Source organism: Amycolatopsis pretoriensis (assembly GCF_900107925.1).
Lineage (GTDB): Bacteria > Actinomycetota > Actinomycetes > Mycobacteriales > Pseudonocardiaceae > Amycolatopsis > Amycolatopsis pretoriensis.
Window position 1 is genome coordinate 98,107 of sequence record NZ_FNUJ01000003.1, and the last position, 21,440, is coordinate 119,546.

A 21,440-nucleotide genomic window follows, 5' to 3' on the forward strand; every position below is an offset into this window, starting at 1 on the left:
TGCGGCCGACCCAAGCCAATGCGCCATGACCGGCCCAGCCGGCCTTGGCCTCCGACCGCCGGACCCGGCAGGCCAATTCCCGCTCGAGTGATGCGGCTTTGGGCTCAAGCTGATGCACCGAGGCACGACCGGCTCGGCGAGCACCGACTTCCGACCGGGCGGGCAAGCCGAATTGCCGCCAGACGATGCGGCCGACCCAAGCCAATGCGCCATGACCGGCCCAGCCGGCCTTGGCCTCCGACCGCCGGACCCGGGCAGACCGATTCCGCTCGAGTGATGCGGCTTTGGGCTCAAGCTGATGCACCGAGCCACGACCGGCTCGGCGAGCACCGACTTCCGACCGGGCGGGCAAGCCGAATTGCCGCCAGACGATGCGGCCGACCCAAGCCAATGCGCCATGACCGGCCCAGCCGGCCTTGACCTCCGACCGCCGGACCGGGCAACCGACTCCCACCCGGGCAATGCGACGCAGGCTCAGGCTGATGCGCGGGTTATGGCCGGCCCGGCGGGCGCTGGCTTCCCGACCGCCGGGCTGAGCAAACCGATACCTGCCCCGGTGACATGGCCGACGCGGCGCGGGCTCAAGCCAATGCGCCAAGCCAAGACTGACCCGGCGAGTACCCCCTTCCGACCACCGGGCCGGACAAGCCGATTCCTACCCGAGTGACGTCGCCGACGCGGCGCAGGCTCAGGCTGACGCGCCGAGTTGTGGCTGGCCCGGCGGACCGGCCGGGCTGGAAGGCTGTTTCTCGGCCGTGGCGTGGCCGGTTCAAGCTCATGCGGCGAGCCAAGGCCCGCTCGGCGGCTACCAGTTTCTGGCCATTGGGTAGAGCGAACCGGTACCTGCCCAGGTGATGCGGCTGATGGCAGTGGGGGCTCAAGCCGATGCGCCGAGCTAGGCCGGCTCGGCCGGCCGGTTTCCGGCCGTCGGGCCGGGCAAGCAAGCTGATTCCCAGCCGGGTGGGCGTGGTTGATTCAAGCTGGTGCGCCGAATGACTTGCCTGTGCCCTCACAACGGCGGGTTTACCGTGTGCGGTGCCCATGCCGGGCTGTAACTCGAGCGGGGGCCAGGCGACGGTGGCCAGGAAGCGACTTGATCGTTGCTGGCGGTGGGCGGTGGCGAGGCTGATTTGCTGACGTTGCAGAACCAGCACCGTGTCAGCAACGTTTGCCGCCTGCAGTGGCGGATCTACCGCTGGCAGGGTGAGGACGTGGGTGTAGGCCCGGAGCCTTCTGGCTGCGGGCCTTTCCCATCTTCGGTTGTCTCAAGCCGCGAACGGCAACGGTTGATGCAGGTTGTTGCGCCTGGGTTTTCGACGCTTGTCCAAGAATGCTGGCGGTAAGAACTCGGGAAGGCCGTCAGCGGCAATGCGGACCTCCCAGCCTGAGCGGTGCAACAGTCGGTGGTGGTGGGCGCACATCAAGACCAGGTTGGTCAAGTTCGTCGGGCCGCCTTCGGACCAGTGGCGGATGTGGTGACCCTGGCAATGCCGGGGCGGGCGGTGGCAGCCCGGGAACGCACAGCCTCGGTCGCGCAGGTAGAGCGCTCGGCGTAAGCCTGCGGAGATCAGGCGGCGGAGGCGGCCCAAGTTCAAGGGCTCGCTCTTCTCGCCTAGGACCGCTGGGATGATCATGCTGTCGCACGCGTGGATCCGCGCCTCGGCTGCCGTGATTGTGCCGGTGTCGCCGAGGGTTGCCTGGCCGACCGCGGACTTCAGGTCCTTCAACGACACCGCCACCATCACGTGCGCTCGCTCGCCCGCCCGCATCGGCAGGGTCGGGGCGTTAAGGGCCAGGTCGATCGCGTCGGAGAACGCGTCGCCGTAACGTTCCTGCGGGGAACGGTGATCGCCACCCTCGTCCGTGGTGCGGCGTTCGGCTAGCGCGTCCAGGAGGGCGCTGGCCCGGGAACCCGTTTCGTCGTCGAAGCGGCCGTGCAGCTCCCAGATACCGGTTCTTTTGCGGCGAAGGGAGAGTTCCCGGTTGGGGATGGCCGGTTCGGTGGTGTCGGGTTCGGGGCCGTCGGGATCGAGGTGGGCGATGATGCGGGCGCCGAGGGCGGCGACCTGCTTGTGGCCCGCTTCTTCGGCGAAGGCGAGGAGGTGTTGCTCGGCGTCCTCGCGGTGCTCCGGCGGGATCTGCGTCAGGGCACCGGCGATGGTGTCGATCATCGGGTTGCTCAGGCGACCCTCCGCGGCCACGGCAGCGGTGGCAGGCGCGACCGTGGGAGGGCTGTCCAGGTGGTGGCCAGGGTGGAGGGAGCGGGCTCGTTTGACAACCGTTTCAGCAGCGGACTTCGGGACGTCCGCCAGGTGCTCGAAGAGACGCGCGACAGAGCGGTAACCGAAGAGCTCCATCACTCCACGGGACTCGATCTCCACCAGCAACGCACCGATCTCCGCCTCGGCGGAGCGCACCACAGTAAGCAGAGTGGAGATACGATCGGCCAAAGCCATCGCATCCGCCTTCCACGCCGCTTCCGTTGCCATACAACAAGACTACCGAACTTCGAACGCATGATCACCACACGAACGAGCTAACTCCCCAAACCTAATGCTGCATACCGTAAGACCTCTGACAGGGATACCCATCATTGGTGGCCGACCAGCTGGCCGGATACCCGTTCTGCGCCCAAGCCGCGTACGCCTGCGCGTAGGAGTAGCCGCGCGCGTGCAACCACTGGCACGGCGTCTGCCCGGCCGCCGGGGTGATCGTGATCCACGGCTGGGCGGAAATCCAGCTCGGCTGGGTATACCACCGGGCAGAAGGAGGCGCGACGACGACGGTCTGCGGTGGCTGAACGACGACCGTCTGCGGCGGAGCGACAGTGACAGTCGGCGTACTCGGCGCGGTGGTGACCACAGTGGACACTGCCGGCTGACCGCTCCCGGAAAGAGTCCTCGGCAACCCGCACGCGGCGAGCGCCAACACGGCGGAAAGAACTACTGTTGCGCGGAAAAGACGCATGTGCTGGCTCATTTCGTCCGGGTCATGTGACTTCCGGTGATGACGCCGCCGGAAACCGTATAGGTGCCAGTGAAGATCCGCGTACTGCCGTCGGTCTGCGCAGCGGACAACACGACGGATACCGTGCTCCCGCGGACCTCCGTCACGGTCAGCGTGTCCCACGACGTCGTCGCGAAACCGTTCACGTACTTGGTATATCCGCCGCCGCCCGCGATTCGGCTGCCGCCGAGGGACCACGCCGTCGTGAAGTCGCGGCGGTTGAGGGCGTCGTAGTACGCCACCACCGTGTCGGCCGGAGCGGCGTAAGCCGGTTGTGGCACGTAAACCGTCTGCGGCACGGCGACGACTGCCGTACTGGTGGTCGGTGCCGGTGGTGTGACGGCGACCAGAATTACGGAGGCTTTCATGGGAATCAACTTCTTCCGTGTCCGCCCTCAGGAATCGGCCGCCCGCGCCGATCCGCAACGGATCCGGGAGAACGCGACCCAAGCGTTATCCCGTGAGGATCAGCCGTTCCGGCGCACGATGTCGTGAGCCGTCATCGCCGCGGCCAGTTGACGCGCGTCCGCCGGCTGCGTCGCGTCGTACCCCGTCATCAGCTGGATGCGGCCCAGCCGGTACGTCAACGTATTCCGGTGAATGTTCAACGCCGAAGCCGCTTCGCCGCGGTTGTACCCCGACGCCACGAACGCCCGCAAAGCGTCGATCAAATGCGGGTGGTCCGCCAACGGCGCCAGCACGAGAGCCAACGCCTCCCGCGCCGGACCGGGCTGGGCGATCTGGTATTCGATCGCCAGATCACCCAGCCGGTAGAGCCGCGGCGGCCGACCCAAGTTCTCCGCCAGTGCAAGGATTTCCAACGCCGACGAATGCGCGAAAGGAATGTCCGCGTGCGTCGAAGCGCGGGCGGTGGCCGCGACGCAAGGACGTCCGCAAACCCGGTCCACCCGAGCTGCCACGTCGTCGGCGGACGACGAGGCCGGCACCAGCAGCACGCCCCCGTCCCCTTCGAACGTCACCAGCACGCCCGGCTGACCGTCCAAATCGGACCGGACCGCGCGGAACAGGTCCGTCGCCGCGCGCGAGTCCGCGGCCGCCGGCAACGCGGGCAGGTGGAACGCCACGACGTCGTAGCTCTCGGCCAGCTCGCGGCGACGCACCGGCCGGCCGGCGAGCAGGTTGGCCGTGAGGTGCTGCCGGTCCTCCCGCTCCTCCCAGTCGAGCGCGTCACGCTCACTCAGGTACGCCGAGGCGACGCGCGGCATCACCTCGCCGAGGAAGCCGAGCATCCGCGCCCCGAGCAGCGCGCGGTCGCCGTCGACCTGCTCCCACGCGACCTGAGCGGCCAGCGGGTAGATCCGCAGCACGGCCTCCAGCGGCAGGCCGTCCCGGGCCCGCTCCGCACCCCACGCGATCGGCAACGCGAGCTCCTCGGCGGTCGGCCGGCGGTCCTCCGCCACCGTCGCCAGGAACAGCTCGAACACGGCCGTCGCGTTGGCGACCAGGTCACCTTCGAGCACGCTCGCCGGCAGCAGCCGGTACGCCGGGATCTCGGCGGCGCACCGGGCGATCATCGCGGCGGCGATCTCCCCGGACCGCGGGAAGAGCGCCTCGACGGCATCCACCCCTACATTGTCACCATGCACAAACGGCCGCGGCAAGTTTCTGCGCGTTTTGCCAGCAGACAGCGTTGATCAACCGGCGCATGCTGTGCACAACCACCAGACGAAGGGACTTCGCAATGGCGCGGGGAACGAAACGATGGCTGGCCGCGATGGGCCTGGCGAGCCTGCTGACGCTGGGCGCGACCGTCCCGGCCCAGGCGGCCGGCGGCGGGAACAACGACTTCGGCTGCCGCCCGAGCGCGGCCCACCCGAACCCGGTCGTCCTGCTCCACGGCACCTTCGCCACCTACTACGAGGACCTCAACTTCCTGCAGGCCGACCTCGCCGCCCGCGGCTACTGCACGTTCTCGCTCACCTACGGCGCCTACCCGCAGTTCCCGTTCGTCGGCGGGCTGAAGCCGGTCGCGGAGTCGTCGCTGGAGATCAAGGCCTTCGTCGAGAAGGTCCGCGCGGCCACCGGCGCGGCCAAGGTCGACGTCGTCGGGCACTCCGAAGGCGGCCTCCAGTCGCTCTACCTGGCCAAGATGCAGGGCATCCAGAGTGAGCTCGGCCAGGTCGTCGCGATCGCCCCGCCGACGCACGGCGCGAACGCGTCCGGCCTCCTGACGCTGGCCTACACGCTGCTCGGCAAGAGCACGTGGGACACGATCGTCAAGACCATCGGCCTGCCGATCTTCGCCGACGAGCTGGACGGCGGCGCCGCGGTCGTCGCGCTGAACACCGGCCCGGTCGCCCAGCCCGGCATCGGCTACACGATCATCACCTCGCGCTACGACGAGCTCGTGACGCCGACCGAGACGTCGTTCGTGCGCGAGCCCGGCGTCAAGAACCAGTACGTCCAGGACTTCTGCCCGTTCGACCCGGTGGGCCACATCGGCGAGGCCTACGACCTGAACGTGTGGCACCTGGTCCGCAACGCGCTCGACCCGGCGCACGCGGCGCCGATCAAGGTCTGCGCCGTCGGCTCCCCCGGCTGAGTATCTGCATCCGCGCGTTCCCCCTCTTCTCGGTGCGAGCGGAGGGGGAACAGATGAACGACGGCGTCTTCGAACGCGTCGAGCGGCTGAGCCGGCGGGAGCGCGAGATCTTCGGCCTGCTCGGCAACGGCCTGTCCAACCGCGGGATCGCCCGCCGGCTGGAGATCAGCGAAAGCACCGTGAAGTTTCACGTCAGCAACGTCTTGATCAAGCTGCGCGTCGAGTCGCGGCTGCAGGCCGGATCGGTGGCCTGCCTGCTCCTCGCCCGGCCGGCTCCGCCCGGTCTCCCCTGAACGGCGCAACTCCAAGGTCCAGTGTCGCCGGCCGCGCCGCGACGGCAATCTGGCTGCCGGGCGGGTTCGCCGTCCGGAACAGGGGAGGTTTCGCATGAGGAGATGGGCAGGCGTCGCCGCCGTCGTCGCGCTGGGGGGATTGCTGGTGCACGGCACCGCGCAAGCGGGGACACCCGCGGTGCCGGGAAAGGCTTCCGCCGCGGTCGTCCAGCAGTCCACCACGGCCGAAAAGGACGTCCTCAGCTCGTGGACGCCCGAACGGATGCGGGCGGCCAAGCCGGTCGACGTCCCGCGTGAGCAGCACGGGGCCGAGCCGCAGTCGCACGTCCTGGCCGCGCGGTCGGCGCCGGGCGCGGCGGTGACGAAACCCGGGCAGGTGCGCCCGGACGCGCTGACTTCCCTCAGCCAGTCGCAGGTCTGGACCGCGCACGGCCAGATGCCCGCGACGACCGTCGGCAAGCTGTACTTCGACAAGCCCGACGGCGGCTACCAGTGCACCGCCAGCGTCATCAACTCGACGAACCGCAGCATGATCTGGACCGCCGGGCACTGCGTGACCGACGGGGCCAAGCACTGGTACAGCAACTTCGTGTTCGTCCCGGACTACGCCGGTTCCGGTGAGCCGCTGGGCCGGTGGAGCTGGAAGTCGGTGTCGACGCCGAACGGGTACTTCGACGGCAAGGACAGCGACTACGACTTCGCCGCCATCACGCTCTGGCCGCGGGCCGGCGTGAGCGTCGCCAATGTGACCGGCTGGCAGGGTTACAAATTCGGCCAGGGCTACGACTGGAACGTCTACGAGTTCGGCTACCCGTCCGACACGCACCCGGCCCGCACCGGCATCACCGGGCAGCAGCTGCGCTACTGCACGGGGACGACGTGGCGCCCGGGGATCTGGCCGTTCCAGCCCGACCAGGAAGCGATCCACTGCGACCAGGGCCACGGCGCGAGCGGCGGCCCCTGGCTCGACGACCTGCAGCTCGCCCGCGGCTGGGGCTACCTGGTCGGCAACGTGAGCTACCACTCCGACGACAACTCGGACGAGGAACGCAGCCCGCACTTCGGCGACGCGGCGATCAACGTCTACAACGCCCAGCAAGCCGCCTGACCCCACCCCGTCGTGAGTGGTAATTCGGGTTAGAACCCGAATTACCACTCACGACGTCTTTCAGCCGAGGCCGATGGCGAACACGTGCAGGTTCGTGTCGGAGGGCAGGGTCACCGAGGCGATCTGCTTCCCGGCCGGGGCGTCGAACGGCGTCGTCGCGTAGACCGACGCCCCGCCGCCCGGGCCGCCCGGCTGGTTGCGGTGGTCCGTGCGGGCCACCAGCGTGTTGCCGAACACCGGGTCCGTGCCGCCGCCCGGGAACACCCAGTCGCCGAAGGACAGGTCCGCCGCCGCGGTGGTGCCGTCGGTGAACGTCACCGTCGCCGACGCGCGGTGGTCGCCGTTCGATGCCGTGCCGATGAACGACAACCGCGTGCCCGAAAGCCGGATCGTCTGCCCGGCCGGGACGACGTTGTCCGGCCGTCCCGCCGGCGCGGCGGGCCACACGAACGACGTGCCCACCGCTTGCGTGGTCTGACCGCCCACCAGTCCGGCGGAAGCCAAAGCCTGCCGGGACAGGCTGTTCCCGGCGCCGTCGATGTCGGCCGAGCCCGTGTCGCCGTCGTCGGAGACGCCGACGTTCGAGTACGCCGCCGCCAGCCCGTCCTTCGGCGCCACCAGCACGATCACCGAGCCCGGCACCGACGTCGGGCCGCCGCGGACGGTCACCGGCACCTGGTAGTAGCCCTCGGGCGTCCCGGCGGCCACCGACACCGCCAGCTTCGTGGTCCCGCTGCCGGTCCGGTCGTCGAGCCGCAGCTGCCGCGGCCCGGTCACCGAGATCCCGGCCGGCGCCTTCGTGGTGACGTCGAGGACGCGGTCGTGCCCGCCGAGCCGCTGCCCGCTGATCACGGCCTCCCCGGTGCTGCCGGGCGACACGACGACCTGGTTGGTCGCCGAAGCCAGGAACGGCTTCTCACTGTCCCGATAGGACGGTGGCACGGAGTCGGCCGCCCACCGCTTGTCCGGAGTGGACACGAGCGAGAAGTCCAGCCGGCCACCATCACGGGCCACCCCGGCGGGCAGCGACGTCCGGTTCCAGTCCCGGCCGTTCAACGACAGCGAGTGGACGTACGTCGCCGGCGCTTTCGGCGCGCGGATGTCGAGCGTCCGCCCGGAAGGCAGCGAGAGCACCGCGCGCTCGAACAGCGGGGTGTGCACGACCAGGTCCGGCGTCCCCGGCGTGGCCGGGTAGATGCCGAGCGCGGCCCAGACGTACCACGACGACTGCGCGCCGAGGTCGTCGTTGCCCGGCTCGCCGTCCGGCGTCGCGCTGAACAGCGTCGTCGCGATCTCGCGGACCACCTGCTGCGTCTTCCACGGCTGCCCGACGTGGTTGTACAGCCACGGCACCCCGAAGTCGGGTTCGTTGCCCGCCCACATGTTCGGCTCGTTCGGGCCGACGTTCAGCTTCTGGAAGAACGTGTCCAAACGGGACGCGACCGCCGACGGCCCGCCCATCGCCGTCACCAGCCCGGCCGGGTCCTGCGGCACCAGCCACGTGTACTGGGCCGCGTTGCCCTCGTCGAAGCCGTCCTGGCCGAACTTGCCGGGCGGCGGCGGGACGTACGCCGGACCGTCCGGGAAGCGGCCGTCCTGCCCGCGCGGCTGGAGGTAGCCGGTCAGCGGGTTGAAGATGTTCTGCCAATTCTGACCTCGCCGGGTGAACTCGCGGGCGACGTCACGGTCGCCGATCCCCTGCGCGAACTGCGCGATGGCGAAGTCGTCGATCGCCCACTCCAGGGTGATCGACGCGCCGACACGGGCGTGGTCACCGCGCGAGGCGTCGTTGTTCGGCAGGTACCCGCGAGCGACGTAGTCCGCGATGCCTCGCCGTTCCTGGTACGCACCCGGCGTGTCGTCGACCGAAGTGGCGCCCTTGACCAGGTACTTCAACGCCGTCTTGACGTCGAAGTCCCGCGCGCCGAACGCGTAGAGGTTCGAGATCAGCGCGACCGAGCTGTCGCCGGTCATCTGCCCGGTGTAGCCGTTCGCCATCGGCCAGCGCGGCCACCAGCCACCCTGCACGGCGTCGTTCGTCAGCGACTGCGCCATGTCGCTGGCTTCCTTCGGGAACAGCATGGCGTGCAACGGCGCGAGCGAGCGGTAGGTGTCCCAGTCGGAGAAGTTCGCGTACTGGTGCCGTCCTGCCGGTAGCGTCCGGACTTGGTTGTCGAAGCCGATGTAACGGCCATCGGCGTCGTCGAAAGTGTTGGGGTGCAGCAGCGAGTGGTACAGCGACGTGTAGAACGTCTTGAGCTGTGCCTCATCACGCCCGGCGACGCGTATCTTGCCCAGCGCCTGCGTCCACTTGTCCCGTGTGGACTTCCGGACCGCGGCGAAGTCGAAGCCCGGGGCTTCCGCGGCCATGTTGGCCTTCGCGCCGTCGACGCCCACATAGGACATCGACACCTTCGCGCGCACGGTCCCCGAACCGAACGTCAGGTACGCGCCCGCCCGCGGCGAGTCGACGCTGTCGGTGCCCGGCTTGACCGACGAGCCGTCCCACGTCCCGTGCGCGGTGAACGGCTGGTCGAACGCGATGTCGTAGTAGACGGTGTAGTGGTTGCCCTTGCCGCAGAAGTTGCCGGTGGTCGCCGAGCCGCTGACCTCGCGGTCCCCGGTGATCTTCAGATCCGCGTGTGAGTTCCCCGCCAGGCTCGCCCCGCCCTTGACCAGCACCTGCGGTGTCGAGCCGGCCGGGTAGGTGAACGTCGCGAGCCCGGTGCGGGTCGTCGCGGTCAGCTCGGCCCGGACGTTCGAGTCGGCGAGCGTCACGGCGTAGTAGCCGGGCTCGGCCTGCTCGCCGTCGTGGCCGAAGTGCTCGGTGCGGTCCCAGGGCGCGCTGCCGACGTCCCCGGTGACGGGCAGGAGCGGCACGTCCCCGAACGCGTTGCAGCCGACGGAGGCGTGGTCGAGACTGAAACCCCGGATCTGGTCCGAGTGGTACTGGTAGCCGGCGTACGCGCCTTGGGTGTCCGGCGAGAACTGCATCATCCCGAACGGCGCCGCCGGCCCGGGGAAGTTGTTGATCTCGCCGACCGAGCTGCCGCCGCGGCCGGTGCCGATCAGCGGGTCGACGTGGGCCGCCGGGTCCCCGACCAGCGGTGACAACGTTGTCGGGGCCGCTGAAGCGACGGCGGGTGCCCCGATCACCGCCGTCGCGACCAGCGCCGCCATGAACTTGTATCGCACCGTGCCTCCCAGAGCTGTCATCCGACCTTTGCCGGTCACCGAGCCCCGGGTCAACACTTTGACAAAGACCTGGCTCGTGCCCTCAACGTATGAAGATCCGGTCAGGATCGGGTGGTGACCGTGTCAGGACGCCTAACCTCGACGCCGTGTGCGCACGTGTACTGGTCGCCGAGGACGACGAGAAGCAGGCCGAAGTCCTCCGCCTCTACCTCGAGAGCGAAGGTCACACCGTGGTGCTGGCCCCGGACGGCCGCGCGGCCCTCGACGAGGCCCGCCGCGAGCGGCCCGACCTGCTGGTCCTCGACGTGATGATGCCCGAGGTCGACGGGTTGGACGTCTGCCGCATCCTGCGCGGGGAGTCCGACGTCGCGGTGCTGATGCTCACCGCCCGCGCGACCGAGGAGGACCTGCTCCTCGGTCTCGACCTCGGCGCCGACGACTACCTGACCAAGCCCTACAGCCCGCGTGAGCTGATGGCCCGCGTCCGGACGCTGCTGCGCCGGACGTCGGCCCGCGGTGAGCCGCCCGACCCGGCGTTGCGGGCCGGCGCCCTGCGGCTCGACCCGGTCCGGCACGAGGTGTCGGTCGACGGCCGCCCGGTGGAGACCACCCCGGGCGAGTTCCAGCTGCTGGAGACGCTGATCCGGCAGCCCGGACGGGTGTTCACCCGGCGGCAACTGCTGGAGCTGACCCGCGGCGACGACCGGTTCGTCAGCACCCGGATCATCGACGTCCACGTCCTCAACCTGCGCAAGAAGCTCGAGCCCGACCCGCAGAAGCCCGTCTACCTGCGTACCGTCTTCGGTGTGGGGTACAAGCTGACGGCGGAAAATGACGCGTAGCTTTCCTCTCCGCCGCAGTCTCGTCGTCCGGCTGACGGCGGTCTCCCTGCTGATCGCGCTGGGCTCGATCGCCGCGACCGCGTGGCTGGCCGTGCAGACCACGACCCGCGCGATCCAGCAGGAGCAGGGCCAGGCGCTGTCGGGCGACGCGACCATCTACACCGAGCTGATCGGCTTCGCCGCGGCCAACCACACGTGGGACCAGGTCGGGCCGCGGCTGCGGGAGCTGTCGGCCGGCACCGGCCGCCGGATCGTGCTGACCACCCTCGACCGGCGGGTCCTCGGCGACTCCGGCGGCGAGCCGGTCACGCTGCCGGTGAAGGCGACGGCGTCGGTCGACCCGCTGCACGTCGACCCGGTGCTGCTGCCGCAGGCCGGGACCAGCGGCATCGACCCGCGCGCGGCGGGTCCGTTCCGGCTGCCCGCGGACGAACGCGGCGACCTCGACGGCCTGGCGAAGAAGGCCGCCGCGTGCCTGACCTCGTTCGGCTTCCCCAGCCAGGTGCGGGCGGGGCCGAGCGGCCGGCCGCAGCTCACCGGGCTCGACCCGCTCGCCGCGCGTTACTTCGCGGCCAAGTGCGGCATCTACGACCTGGCCAGCCCGACCCCGACCGAGCAGACCGCGCTCGACAGCCTCGACGAAGCCGTCAACCGCTGCCTGCAGGCCCAGGGCGCCGAGCAGGTGAAGCTGGGCCTCGACTTCGACGCGCTCGGCGTCGCCGACCAGGGCCCGAGCCGTGCCTGCGTCGACTCCGCCCGCCGCGCGCAGCTGACGCCGTTCGTCGCGCCGCCCGCGTTGCTCTTCACGCTCGGCCCCGGCGGGTCGCAGCTGCCGACGTTCACGCTCTCGAAGGAGAACCTCACCCGGATCCTCGCGGTGACCGGCGGCGTGCTGGTGCTGGCCGCGTTGATCACCGTGCTGGTCGCGCGGCGGCTGTCGCGGCCGCTGCGCGCGCTGACCGAGGCCGCGAAGCAGGACCGGCCGGCGCCGGTGAAGTCCCGCGACGAGGTCGGCTACCTCGCGGCCGCGTTCAACGACCTCACGGCGCGGCGCGAACGCATCGAGGAGCAGCGCAAGGCGATGGTCAGCGACATCGCCCACGAGCTGCGCAACCCGCTCAACGTCATCCGCGGCCGGCTGGAGGCCGCCGAGGACGGGCACCTGCCGTTCGACCGGGCGCTGTCGACGTCGCTGCTCGAGGAAACCGTGCTGCTGCAGCACATCGTCGAGGACCTGCAGGACCTCGCCGCGGCCGACGCCGGCCGGCTGCGGCTGCACCCGGAGCCGGTGGACGCGGCCGAGCTGGCCGGCCACGTCGCCGCCGCGCACGCCGACCGGGCCGCCGAGGCCGGCGTCACGCTCGCCGTCGAGCCGACCGGCGAGACCGCGTTGGACGCCGATCCCGTGCGGCTGCGCCAGATCGTCGGCAACCTGGTGACCAACGCGGTCCGGCACACCCCGCCCGGCGGCCGCGTGACGATCCGCGTGTCGTCCACTGTGGACGTTGTGACGCTCGCCGTCGCGGACACCGGCACCGGGATCGCCGCCGAGGACCTGCCGCACGTGTTCGACCGGTTCTGGCGGGCCGAGAAGTCCCGCAGCCGCCAGACCGGCGGCAGCGGGCTCGGCCTCGCCATCGTGCGGCACCTCGTGCAGGCGCACGGGGGCACCATCGCCGTCGAGTCCGAAGTGGACATCGGGTCGACGTTCACCGTCCGGCTACCGAAGCCGGATTTCCGTGGTGAGGGTACCGGGGTGCGGGACGCGCAGGACGTGCAGCTTCCGGGCGCCGTCGCGCAGGAACGTGACGGCGGCGGCGGTGACGGTCGCGGCCAGGGCGACGCCCCAGCCGAAGGTGATCGTCGTGCCGCCGCGGCGGATCGTCAGCCCTGACGCGGTCGGCTCCGGGAGCATGACCTCGAAGTTGTAGTTGACGTCCATGCGGCGAGGAACTCGATGCGGTCGTGGAGCTCTCTCGAGAGCCCGGCGTCCGCGTTCAGCTTCACTGCCAGTTGCGACGACAGCCCGGACGCGTTCTGGTTCGCGAACTCGACCGGGTGCGCCCGGATCGGGTTGGCCGGGTTCAGGAACCACGTCATGCCCTGGTGCGACGCCGCCTCGATTTCAGCGCGGGCGGGCGGGTAGCGCGTTGACCTGGCGGAGGTTGGCCGGCGTCTTCGCCACGTAGCCCAGGCCGGACCCGGTGGCGGCCTTGGACCTCTCGGTGATCGAGTACTCCGGAAGCGAGCCGCCGCGTCGAGCCGGTTCCGCAGGGCACTGTCCAGGTAGTACGGGTTCCACGGGCGCCGGTTCGCATAGAACCATCCCCAGCGTGGCCGGATCGGTGCCGACATCGTTGACAACGCCTGGCAAAATGGCGAGGTAGGGCGCGAAACGCTGCTCCGCGGTGAGAAGAGCCGCCGGTTCGGGGCACCGGGCGGGAGCGGGGCGAAGTACCCCCGGCGGGAACGGGCCCACCGCCGGGGGTACTTCGGCGGACGCGGTCCCGGCGCCGGCGACCCCGAGGAGGGTCGCCGCGGCGGCTCCGCCGTGGACGGTTCTGCGATCGATCACCACTGCCTCCTAGCCTTTGAGGCCGCTCTGGGCGAGCCCTTCGACGAACTGGCGCTGCGCGATGATGAAGACGATCAGGACCGGCACGACCGTGGTGGTCGCGGCGGCGAGCTGGACGTTCCAGAGGTGGCCGCCGTAGACGTCGACGTACTGCGTCAGCGCCACCGGCAGCGTGAACATGTCCTTGTCGGTCAGGTACACGAGGGGTTCCAGGAAGAAGTTCCACGTGTTGAGGAACGTGAAGATGGCGACCGCGGCCAGGGCGGGTTTCGCGATCGGCAGGGCGACCCGGCGGTAGAGCCCGAACCGGGACAGGCCGTCGAGCCGGCCCGCCTCTTCGAGCTCGCCCGGGATCGTGATGAAGAACTGCCGCATCACGAACGTCGCCAGCACGCTCGGCGCGCCGAAGATCGGCACGATGATGAGCGGCCAGTGCGTGTTGGTCAGGCCGAGGTCGTCGACCACCCGGAACAGCGGGATGATCGTGACCTCGCTCGGCACCATGAGTCCGATGAGGATCAACGCGAACAGCTTCTCGCCGCGGAACCGGATGCGCGCGAACGCGTACCCGGCGAGCGAAGAGAAGAACATCGTGCCGAGCGTGACGAGCACGGCGATGTACAAGCTGTTGAAGTACTGCCGCGCCAACGGGAAGTCCGTGAACGCGGTCCGGTAGTTCTCCCACTGCGGCTGGTTCGGGAACAGCTTCGGCGGGTACGCGAGCACTTCGTTGGCCGGCAGCAGCGACGCCGTGATCATCCACCACGTGGGGAACACGAACGGCACGGCCAGCACGACCATCACCGCGTAGCAGGCGATCTTGGCCCTACGACTCATGGAACACCCACCGCTTCCGCATCCGCCACTGCAGCAGCGTGAGCACGAGGATGACGAGGAACAGCACGACGGCCAGCGCGGAGCCGTAGCCGAGGTCGTGGTTGGCGAACGCCTGCTGGTAGAAGTAGAACACCAGGACGTTGGTGCTGTCGGCGGGCCCGCCCAGGGTCAGCACCTGGATCTGCGCGAACACCTGCAGCGCACCGGCGACGGTGATGATCGCCGTGAGCAGCGTCGTCGGGCTGATCATCGGCAGCATCACCGAGCGGAACCGCCGCCACGGCCCGGCACCGTCCAATTGCGACGCTTCCATGACGGACGCCGGGATGCCCTGCAACGCGGCGAGGAACAGCACCATGTTGAGCCCGACGTTCTTCAGCACCTGCACGACGATCACCGAAAGCATCGCGGTGCCGTTGCCCCGCAACCAGTTCGGCCCGTCGACCCCGATCGTCTGCAGCAGCGAGTTGATGCCGCCGTTGTCCTGCAGGAGGAAGTTCCAGACGATCGTCCACGCGACGAGCGTGACGACCACCGGCGAGAAGAACACCGTCCGGAACACCGTGGTGCCGCGCAGCTTCAGGTTGAGCAGCAACGCCAGCGACAGCGCGAGCGCCAGGTTCAGCACGACCAGGCCGACGCAGAAGATCGCCGTGGCACGGGCGACCTTCGGCGCGGTCGGGTCGTCGAAGAGCTTCGCGTAGTTGTCCGCACCCGCGAACGACGACGTCCCGGCCAGCAGGTTGACGTCCTGGAAGCTGTACCAGACCACCGCGACCAGCGGCGCGACGACGAAGGCGAGGAACCCGAGAGCCTGCGGGGCGACGAAGAGCCACCCCGCCAGCTCGTCGCGCTTCTTCGTCGTCCACGTCATCGGCTCAGCGCCGGGTCGATCGCCTGGCAGACGCCGGCCAGCGCGGCGGGCACGTTCGCGTCCGGCTTCCACATCGGGTCCAAAGCGGACTGGACGAGCGACGCGATCCGCGCGCTCCCGGTGTGCGACGGCAGCACCGCGCCGGTCTTGATCCCGTTGACGACGACGTTCTGCAGCTGCTCCTGGCTGAACAGCGGGTTCGCCTTCGCCAGGGTGGCGGCGTTGAGCAGGCTGTCGCGGGCCGGCGGGAAATACTGGCCGAGCTTCGCGGAATTGGCCGGGTTGGTGAAGAACGCGAGGAAGTCCGCGGCGGCCTTGGCGTGCTTGCCCTTGACCGGGACGCCGATCCCGGCCTGGCCGATGACCTGCGCGGCCGCCTTCGGCCCGGCGGGCAGCGGGACGATCCCCCACTCGAACGGCTTGGCCTTGAGCAGCCCGGCGCGGCTGATCTGCGCGATCGTCAGGCCCGACTCGCCGGCGAAGAAGTCCGCCGTCGTGCCCGGGCCCGGCAGTGCCTTGTCGGTGAAGATCGCCTGGTGCAGGAACGTCATCGCGGACGTCATCTCCGGGGAGGTGAACCCGCACGTCTTGCCGTCCGGGCCCCAGGCGTCGGCGCCGAAGCCGCGCCAGACCGAGGCGAGCAGCACCCACTGCTTGTACTCGAACTCGCGGATGACCAGGCCGGCCTTGCCGGTGTCCTTCGCGGCGACCTGGGTGGCGATCCGCTTGGCCGCGTCCCAGGTCCACCGTCCACTCGCGAGCAGCTGGTCCGGGGTTTCGGTGATCCCGGCCTGGGTCAGCAGGTTCTTGTTGTAGAACATGCCGAACGGCGAGGTCGAGAACGGGTAGGCGTAGAGGCCGTCGTCCTTGGTCCACAGCTTCGTCGCGGACGGCACCAGCTCCCCGGCGTCGTACCCGGCGGCACTGTCCAAAGTGGGCTTGAGGTTCGTCAGCGCCCCGGACTGGACGAAGTCCGGGGCATCGCGCTCGAGGATCCACGCGAGGTCCGGCGGGTTGCCGCCGGAGAGCTGCGTGGTGAGCGCGGCCGAGTACGCGCTGGTGTCGCCCGGGACGACGTCGAACTTGACCGACGTGACCTCCGGGTGGGCCGTGCGGTACTCGGTGGCGATGGAGTCGAAGAGGGCGAGCTGGTTCTTGTCCGTCGTCCAGACGGTCATGCGCAGGGCGATGTTCTTGTCGTCGCCGGCGCCGCCCGAGCACGCCGTCGAAGCCAGTGCGACGGCGGACAGGGCCGCGGCGAGCAGCCGGATTCTCCGGTAGGCCACGATGCCTCCTGGTTATTCGAATTAGCAGCGACGGTAGGTTCCGCCGCCAAAGCTGTCAACAGGCCATTCGGCCTCAGCGGGAGTCTGTTGTGGAGGGTCCGGTCGTGGTGGCGCCCTCGTGGATCGTGCACGGCAGGAGCAGCTGGCGGGGCTGGGGGTTCTTCAGCAGCCCGACGAGCACGCGCACGGCGTGCGCGCCCATTTCGTGACGCGGGATGCGGAACATCGACCAGTCCGTGCCGGTGCTCGGCACGGCGTGCGCGTGGGGCTGCTGCGACGGGTCGGCGTCCCCGAGCACCACAATGGACAGGTCGGCGGGCACGTCCAGGCCGAGCTCGTGCGCGCGGGCCAGGATCCCGTCGGCCATCGCCGAGCTCTCGACGAGCAACGCCGTGACACCCTCGTCGAGCGCCTGCCGCAGCGCGACCGCCGGGTCGTCGGCGAGGAAGACCAGCGGCGGCCGGCGGTGCTTGCGCGCCGCCGCTTCGTAACCGCTGCGGCGATCGAGCGTCGGCTCGTTCTCCTCGGTCACGCTGAGCAGTCCGATCCGGCGGTGTCCGAGGCCCCACAGCCGTTCGTGGACCTCACGGGTGGCGGCGACGTAGTCCGCGCCGACGTAGCTGATCGGCCCGGTCGGCGACTCGCGGCGCCCGACGAACACGAACGGGAACTGCTCCTCGACGAGCTGCGCGAGCTCTTGGGGGTCGTTGTGCCGGCCGAGCAGGACCGAGCCGTCGGCGATGCGCAGCCGGTTCGTGCCCGCCTCGTAGATGCGGCGGCGCCCGTCGCGGCGGCCACCGCTGGTGAACAGCAGCAGGTCGAAGCCCTGCGCCTCGGCTTCCTCCTCGATGCCGAGCAGGAACGGCCGGTAGAAGTCGGCCACGCCGGAGGGGAACACCGACTCGTAGGTGAAGACGCCGAGGATCTGGTTGGACCCGCCGCGCAGCCGGCGGCCCATGATGTCCACCGTGTACCCGGTTTCGCGCAGCACCTGCTGCACGCGGTCGCGGGTCTCGGGGGTGATGCGCAGGCTGTCGGAGCCGTTGAGCACCATGGACACGACGGCCTGCGAGACGCCTGCCAGCCGCGCCACCTGGGCCTGCGTGACCCGGCCCGAACCCGCCGTCATCGGTGACTCCCTCCCGTGCGGTTCGCCTGGACTCTACCGGCGGCACGGTCAGTAACCCCGCACTTCCGGCCACCGGCGCTCCACCCCGGCGGCGTCCAACACGCGGGCGAAGTCTTCGAAGAGCCGGATGTCTTCCCGGACGGCCTTCGGTTCGACGTCCTCGCTGATGGCGAACGCCGCGAGCAGCCCCGCGACCTCGCCGATGTTCCACTCCACCGGGTGCAGCCGGAAGCAGCCGTTGGTGATGTGCGTGGTGCCGATGTTCTTGCCGGCGGGCAGCAGGTTCTTGGTGCGGATGGGCAGCAGCGCCCCGAGCGGGATCTCGTAGGGCACGCTGGCGACGTCGATGTAGTTGTCGCCGCCGGTCGACGGGTGCAGGTCGATCCGGTAGCTCCCGACACCGACGGCGTCCGCGCGGCGCACCTGGCCGTCCACGCCGAGGATTTCCGCCGAGACGTCGTGCTCGGTGACGGTCGTGACCGCCTTGATGCGCCGTGCTTCGCGGACGTACGCGGATTTCGCGAGTCCGTCCTTTGTGTCCGTCACATCGGGACGGAGCTTGAGCCCCGGGAAGCCGGTGCCGCCGTCCGCGCGGGGCGCTTCGGTCTGGAGCCAATAGAGGACGGACAGACTGAGCTGCTTGGCCTCGTGGTGCGCTGCTGCGACGTCCGCTTCGGTCGTGTGGCCGGGGATCGTGAGCGCGGGCTTGAGCCAGTAGTCGTTGAGCGGCCAGTTGACGAGCGTGATGTCGGAGTCGAACGCGCCTTCGGTGTGCAGGTTGCGGGCGAGGATGCGGCGGAAGGCCCACAGTTCCTTGTCGCCGGCGTCGGCGCTCTGGTCGGCGCTCACCGCGAGGGGGTCGCCGGGCGGGTTCGGGACGAAGGTGCGTTTCACCGGTTCGAGCGTCCGCGGGTCCGGGGCGACGAAGCCGAGCAGCGGCCCGGGCCAGAAGTCCGGCTGGTAGTCGCGCCAGAAGCCGTACATCTCCGGCTGGTCGATGACGTGGTTTTCGCCTTCGTGGTGGGAAACCGCGAAGCAGTAGGTGATTCCCTGCAGGTTGGCCGGGGCGGCTTCGTCGGGCGCGTGCGGTTCGTCGTGCGTGCTCTTCGCTTCCGCGCCGGTGACGTGTTCGGTGCCGGTGAGCGGCAGCAGGTCGCCGTTTTCGGTGGCGTCGACGACGTACTGGGCCCGGACGGTGATCCGTTCCTCGCCATTCTCGAGCGTCACGGCGTCGACGCGATCTCGTGTCGTGTGCGCTTCGACCGGCCGGTGGTGGCGCAGGACGTGGATCCGCCCGGCGCTGACGTGCGGCGCGAGCATGGCCTCGATGACCGCGAGGGCGACGCGGGGTTCGCCGCAGAGCTTGCTGACGCGCCCGGCCCCGGGGTTCAGCTCGGACCGTTTCGCGGCTTCGGCCCGCAGCGGGTAGTGGCGGCGGTAGTGGTCACGGATGCCTTGGCGCAGGTCGCGGTAGGTGCGGGTGGAGCCGAACCGCTCGATCCAGGGGTTCTCGTCCGGCGGCACGGCCTGCGCGGTGAGCTGCCCGCCGAGCCAATCGGTCTCCTCGGTGAGCACGACGCGCCGTCCATGGGCCGCGGCGGCCAGCGCGGCGGCGACCCCGCCGAGTCCGCCGCCGACCACCAGAATCTCCGTGTCCAGTTCCCTCATGAGCCCTTCCCGGCGCTGATAATTCGAATTACTACGCGGGTATGGTGCGACGCGGGCGCACTGGGCGTCAAGAGTCAGAACCGGACAGGACTACAGCGGCAGGCCCGCGTAGTTGTCCGCGAGCTCGGTCATCGCGGCGGTCGACGTGACCGTGCGGCGCAGCTGGGACAGCTGGAGCTGGGCGTCGAAGTCGTCACCGTGGCGGTGCAGCATCGACGTCATCCACCACGAGAAGTGCGTGCAGCGCCAGACCCGTCGCAACGCCGTCTCCGAGTAGGCGTCGACGAGTTCGTCGTCGCCGGCGAAAGACGCCTTCAGGGCGCGGGCCAGCAGGGCGACGTCGGCGACCGCCAGGTTCAGGCCCTTCGCGCCGGTCGGCGGCACGATGTGGGCCGCGTCCCCGGCCAGGTAGAGGTTGCCGTGCCGCATCGGCGTCGTCACGAAGCTGCGCATCGGCAGGACGCTCTTTTCGGTGATCGTCCCGGTTTCGAGCGTCCAGCCGTCGACGCCCAGCCGGTCGGACAGCGCCGTCCAGATCCGGTCGTCGCTCCACCGCTCGATGTCCTCGTCCGGCGCCACCTGCAGGTAGAACCGGCTGACCCGCGGCGAGCGCATGCTGTGCATCGCGAAGCCGTCCGGGTGCCAGGCGTAGATCAGCTCGTCCGTCGACGGCGCGACATCGGCCAGCACGCCCAGCCACGCGAACGGGTAGGTCCGCTCCCAGACCTTCGGCTCCGGGACGGACGCGCGGCTCGGTCCGTGGAACCCGTCGCAGCCGACGACGACGTCCGCGTCGATCCGCCGTGCTTTGCCGTCACCGTCCACAAAGGTCACGTACGGCTTGCCGGTGACGTCGTGCACGGCGACGTCCGAAGTGGAGTAATACGCCTGGCGGCCGGCCTTTTCCCGCGCCACCATGAGGTCCTTGGTCACCTCGGTCTGCCCGTAGACCGTCACCGACCGTCCGATGAGGTCGGTGAAGTCGATGTGGTGGCGCTCCCCCGCCGACTGCAGGTGGATGCCGCGGTGTTCCATGCCCTCGACGTCGAGCCGGTCGCCGAGGCCGACCTGCCGCAGCAGCTCGACCGTGCCCGCCTCGAGGATGCCCGCGCGGATCCGGGCCTGGACGTACTCGGCGGTCTGGCGTTCGAGCAGCACCGAGTCGATGCCGTCGAGCCCGAGCAGGTGGGACAGCAGCAGCCCGGCCGGGCCGGCGCCGACGATGACGACCTGGGTGCGCACTGGAGGAGTCCTTTCCCGCGACAGAGCCCAAAGCATCTCCCGGCGGGTCCGGCGCCGACCAGAGCATTCTCATTCAGTGAGAGAGCATCCGCGAGATGCCCCGCGCGGCCGCCCGCAGCGCGGGGATCTGCATCCGCGCGTTCCGGTCGTTGGGGACGATCACCGACAGCGCCGCGACGACGGTGTCACCGCGCCCGCGCAGCGGCACGGCGATCCCGGTCGTCTCCTCGTCGATGAAGCCGGCGCAGAACGCGTAGCCGTTGCGCCGGACATCGGCGAGGAACCGCCGCAGCCGCGCCGGGTCGGTCAACGTCGTGCGGCGGAACGCCTCGAGCGGACCGGACAGGACCTGTTCCTGCAGGTCGACGGGGGCGTGGGCGAGCAGCACGAGGCCGGACGACGACGCGTGCAGCGGCAGCCGGCCGGCCACCCGCGTCACGTTGACGACCGCGCCGGGCGCCGAAAGCCGCTCGACGAACAGCACCTCCCGGTCCTCCAGCACGGCGAGCTGGGTGTGGTGCCCGACGACGGCGTGCAGGTCCTCCATGAAGGGCATCGCGGCCTCGCGCAGCCCCAGCGTCGGCGACGCGCGCGACGCCAGCTCCCACAGTCGAACGCCCACGCGGATCCTCCGATCGGGGTCGCGGTGCAGCCAGCCGTGGCCGACCAGCTCGTCGACGAGCCGGGACGCCGTGGCGACGTGCAGTTCGGCGCGGCGCGCGATGTCGGTGACGCGCAGCGCCGGCGTGTCCGGCCCGAAGGTCTCGTAGATGCGGACGATGCGCGTCAGCACGGAGTCGCGTTTTGCCACGTCAGGCAGTG

The 21,440-nt window shown here is 70.0% G+C and carries 16 protein-coding genes; 5 read left to right on the forward strand and 11 right to left on the reverse strand.

The annotated features are described in order from the left end of the window. Positions 1–1,265 precede the first annotated feature (1,265 nt). The 3 genes from BLV96_RS12865 to BLV96_RS12880 form a co-directional block, all read right to left on the reverse strand. Complete coding sequence (locus tag BLV96_RS12865; protein ID WP_086677428.1) at positions 1,266–2,489, reverse strand: HNH endonuclease signature motif containing protein; 1,224 nt, start codon at positions 2,487–2,489, stop codon at positions 1,266–1,268. A gap of 486 nt (positions 2,490–2,975) precedes the next feature. Beyond that, the gene (locus BLV96_RS12875; RefSeq protein ID WP_244180272.1) at positions 2,976–3,374 is read right to left on the reverse strand and encodes a hypothetical protein; all 399 of its coding nucleotides are present in this window, start codon (positions 3,372–3,374) and stop codon (positions 2,976–2,978) included. A 99-nt stretch (positions 3,375–3,473) separates the two neighbouring features. Beyond that, positions 3,474–4,592 carry a PucR family transcriptional regulator gene (locus BLV96_RS12880; protein WP_086677426.1) on the reverse strand — a complete coding sequence of 373 codons (1,119 nt, stop codon included), beginning with the start codon at positions 4,590–4,592 and terminating at the stop codon, positions 3,474–3,476. A gap of 116 nt (positions 4,593–4,708) precedes the next feature. Here BLV96_RS12880 and BLV96_RS12885 point away from each other — a divergent pair, with 116 nt between their 5' ends. The 3 genes from BLV96_RS12885 to BLV96_RS12895 all read left to right on the forward strand — a co-directional run bounded on the left by BLV96_RS12885 (position 4,709) and on the right by BLV96_RS12895 (position 6,970). Next, entirely contained in the window at positions 4,709–5,569 is an 861-nt protein-coding gene (locus tag BLV96_RS12885; protein WP_208608223.1) for an esterase/lipase family protein, read from the forward strand. A 53-nt stretch (positions 5,570–5,622) separates the two neighbouring features. After that, positions 5,623–5,862 carry a helix-turn-helix domain-containing protein gene (locus tag BLV96_RS12890; RefSeq protein ID WP_086677422.1) on the forward strand — a complete coding sequence of 80 codons (240 nt, stop codon included), beginning with the start codon at positions 5,623–5,625 and terminating at the stop codon, positions 5,860–5,862. A gap of 94 nt (positions 5,863–5,956) precedes the next feature. After that, positions 5,957–6,970, forward strand: a complete 1,014-nt coding sequence (locus BLV96_RS12895) for a trypsin-like serine peptidase (RefSeq protein ID WP_143050960.1) — start codon at positions 5,957–5,959, stop codon at positions 6,968–6,970. A 60-nt stretch (positions 6,971–7,030) separates the two neighbouring features. Here the strand turns inward: BLV96_RS12895 and BLV96_RS12900 are convergent, their stop codons facing one another. Further along, a complete protein-coding gene (locus BLV96_RS12900; RefSeq protein ID WP_244180200.1) occupies positions 7,031–10,165 on the reverse strand; it encodes a GH92 family glycosyl hydrolase in 3,135 nt (1,044 codons plus the stop codon). Between the two features lie 146 nt (positions 10,166–10,311). Between BLV96_RS12900 and BLV96_RS12905 the strand changes: the two genes are divergently transcribed. Further along, positions 10,312–11,007, forward strand: a complete 696-nt coding sequence (locus BLV96_RS12905; RefSeq protein ID WP_086677414.1) for a response regulator transcription factor — start codon at positions 10,312–10,314, stop codon at positions 11,005–11,007. Further along, positions 10,997–12,901: a sensor histidine kinase gene (locus BLV96_RS12910; RefSeq protein ID WP_086677412.1), complete on the forward strand. Its 1,905-nt coding sequence runs from the start codon at positions 10,997–10,999 to the stop codon at positions 12,899–12,901. The genes BLV96_RS12905 and BLV96_RS12910 overlap by 11 nt, the downstream gene beginning before the upstream one ends. A gap of 690 nt (positions 12,902–13,591) precedes the next feature. Here BLV96_RS12910 and BLV96_RS12920 read toward each other — a convergent pair. The 7 genes from BLV96_RS12920 to BLV96_RS12950 all read right to left on the reverse strand — a co-directional run bounded on the left by BLV96_RS12920 (position 13,592) and on the right by BLV96_RS12950 (position 21,429). Then, positions 13,592–14,419 (reverse strand): carbohydrate ABC transporter permease, encoded by an 828-nt coding sequence (locus BLV96_RS12920; RefSeq protein WP_086677408.1) that lies wholly within the window; start codon positions 14,417–14,419, stop codon positions 13,592–13,594. Beyond that, positions 14,409–15,293, reverse strand: coding sequence for a carbohydrate ABC transporter permease (locus BLV96_RS12925; protein WP_086677406.1), 885 nt, complete (start codon positions 15,291–15,293; stop codon positions 14,409–14,411). The genes BLV96_RS12920 and BLV96_RS12925 overlap by 11 nt, the downstream gene beginning before the upstream one ends. Beyond that, on the reverse strand, positions 15,290–16,579 hold the full coding sequence (locus BLV96_RS12930; RefSeq protein WP_208608224.1) for an ABC transporter substrate-binding protein: 1,290 nt from the start codon (positions 16,577–16,579) through the stop codon (positions 15,290–15,292). The genes BLV96_RS12925 and BLV96_RS12930 overlap by 4 nt, the downstream gene beginning before the upstream one ends. Positions 16,580–16,652: 73 nt before the next feature. Next, positions 16,653–17,708 carry a LacI family DNA-binding transcriptional regulator gene (locus tag BLV96_RS12935; protein WP_086677404.1) on the reverse strand — a complete coding sequence of 352 codons (1,056 nt, stop codon included), beginning with the start codon at positions 17,706–17,708 and terminating at the stop codon, positions 16,653–16,655. Positions 17,709–17,756: 48 nt separating this feature from the next. Continuing rightward, positions 17,757–19,376 (reverse strand): FAD-dependent oxidoreductase, encoded by a 1,620-nt coding sequence (locus tag BLV96_RS12940; protein ID WP_086677402.1) that lies wholly within the window; start codon positions 19,374–19,376, stop codon positions 17,757–17,759. Positions 19,377–19,466: 90 nt separating this feature from the next. Then, on the reverse strand, positions 19,467–20,618 hold the full coding sequence (locus tag BLV96_RS12945) for a 4-hydroxybenzoate 3-monooxygenase (RefSeq protein WP_086677400.1): 1,152 nt from the start codon (positions 20,616–20,618) through the stop codon (positions 19,467–19,469). 73 nt (positions 20,619–20,691) lie between these two features. Continuing rightward, the gene (locus BLV96_RS12950) at positions 20,692–21,429 is read right to left on the reverse strand and encodes an IclR family transcriptional regulator (RefSeq protein WP_086677398.1); all 738 of its coding nucleotides are present in this window, start codon (positions 21,427–21,429) and stop codon (positions 20,692–20,694) included. Positions 21,430–21,440: the final 11 nt, after the last annotated feature.

What these genes read in the sequence shown, in the direction of transcription:
- BLV96_RS12865 (WP_086677428.1), bottom strand. Translation starts at nt 2,489, where the DNA reads ATGGCAACGGAAGCGGCGTGGAAGGCGGATGCGATGGCTTTGGCCGAT.
- BLV96_RS12875 (WP_244180272.1), bottom strand. Translation starts at nt 3,374, where the DNA reads ATGAAAGCCTCCGTAATTCTGGTCGCCGTCACACCACCGGCACCGACC.
- BLV96_RS12885 (WP_208608223.1), top strand. Translation starts at nt 4,709, where the DNA reads ATGGCGCGGGGAACGAAACGATGGCTGGCCGCGATGGGCCTGGCGAGC.
- BLV96_RS12890 (WP_086677422.1), top strand. Translation starts at nt 5,623, where the DNA reads ATGAACGACGGCGTCTTCGAACGCGTCGAGCGGCTGAGCCGGCGGGAG.
- BLV96_RS12895 (WP_143050960.1), top strand. Translation starts at nt 5,957, where the DNA reads ATGAGGAGATGGGCAGGCGTCGCCGCCGTCGTCGCGCTGGGGGGATTG.
- BLV96_RS12910 (WP_086677412.1), top strand. Translation starts at nt 10,997, where the DNA reads ATGACGCGTAGCTTTCCTCTCCGCCGCAGTCTCGTCGTCCGGCTGACG.
- BLV96_RS12920 (WP_086677408.1), bottom strand. Translation starts at nt 14,419, where the DNA reads ATGAGTCGTAGGGCCAAGATCGCCTGCTACGCGGTGATGGTCGTGCTG.
- BLV96_RS12925 (WP_086677406.1), bottom strand. Translation starts at nt 15,293, where the DNA reads ATGACGTGGACGACGAAGAAGCGCGACGAGCTGGCGGGGTGGCTCTTC.
- BLV96_RS12935 (WP_086677404.1), bottom strand. Translation starts at nt 17,708, where the DNA reads ATGACGGCGGGTTCGGGCCGGGTCACGCAGGCCCAGGTGGCGCGGCTG.
- BLV96_RS12940 (WP_086677402.1), bottom strand. Translation starts at nt 19,376, where the DNA reads ATGAGGGAACTGGACACGGAGATTCTGGTGGTCGGCGGCGGACTCGGC.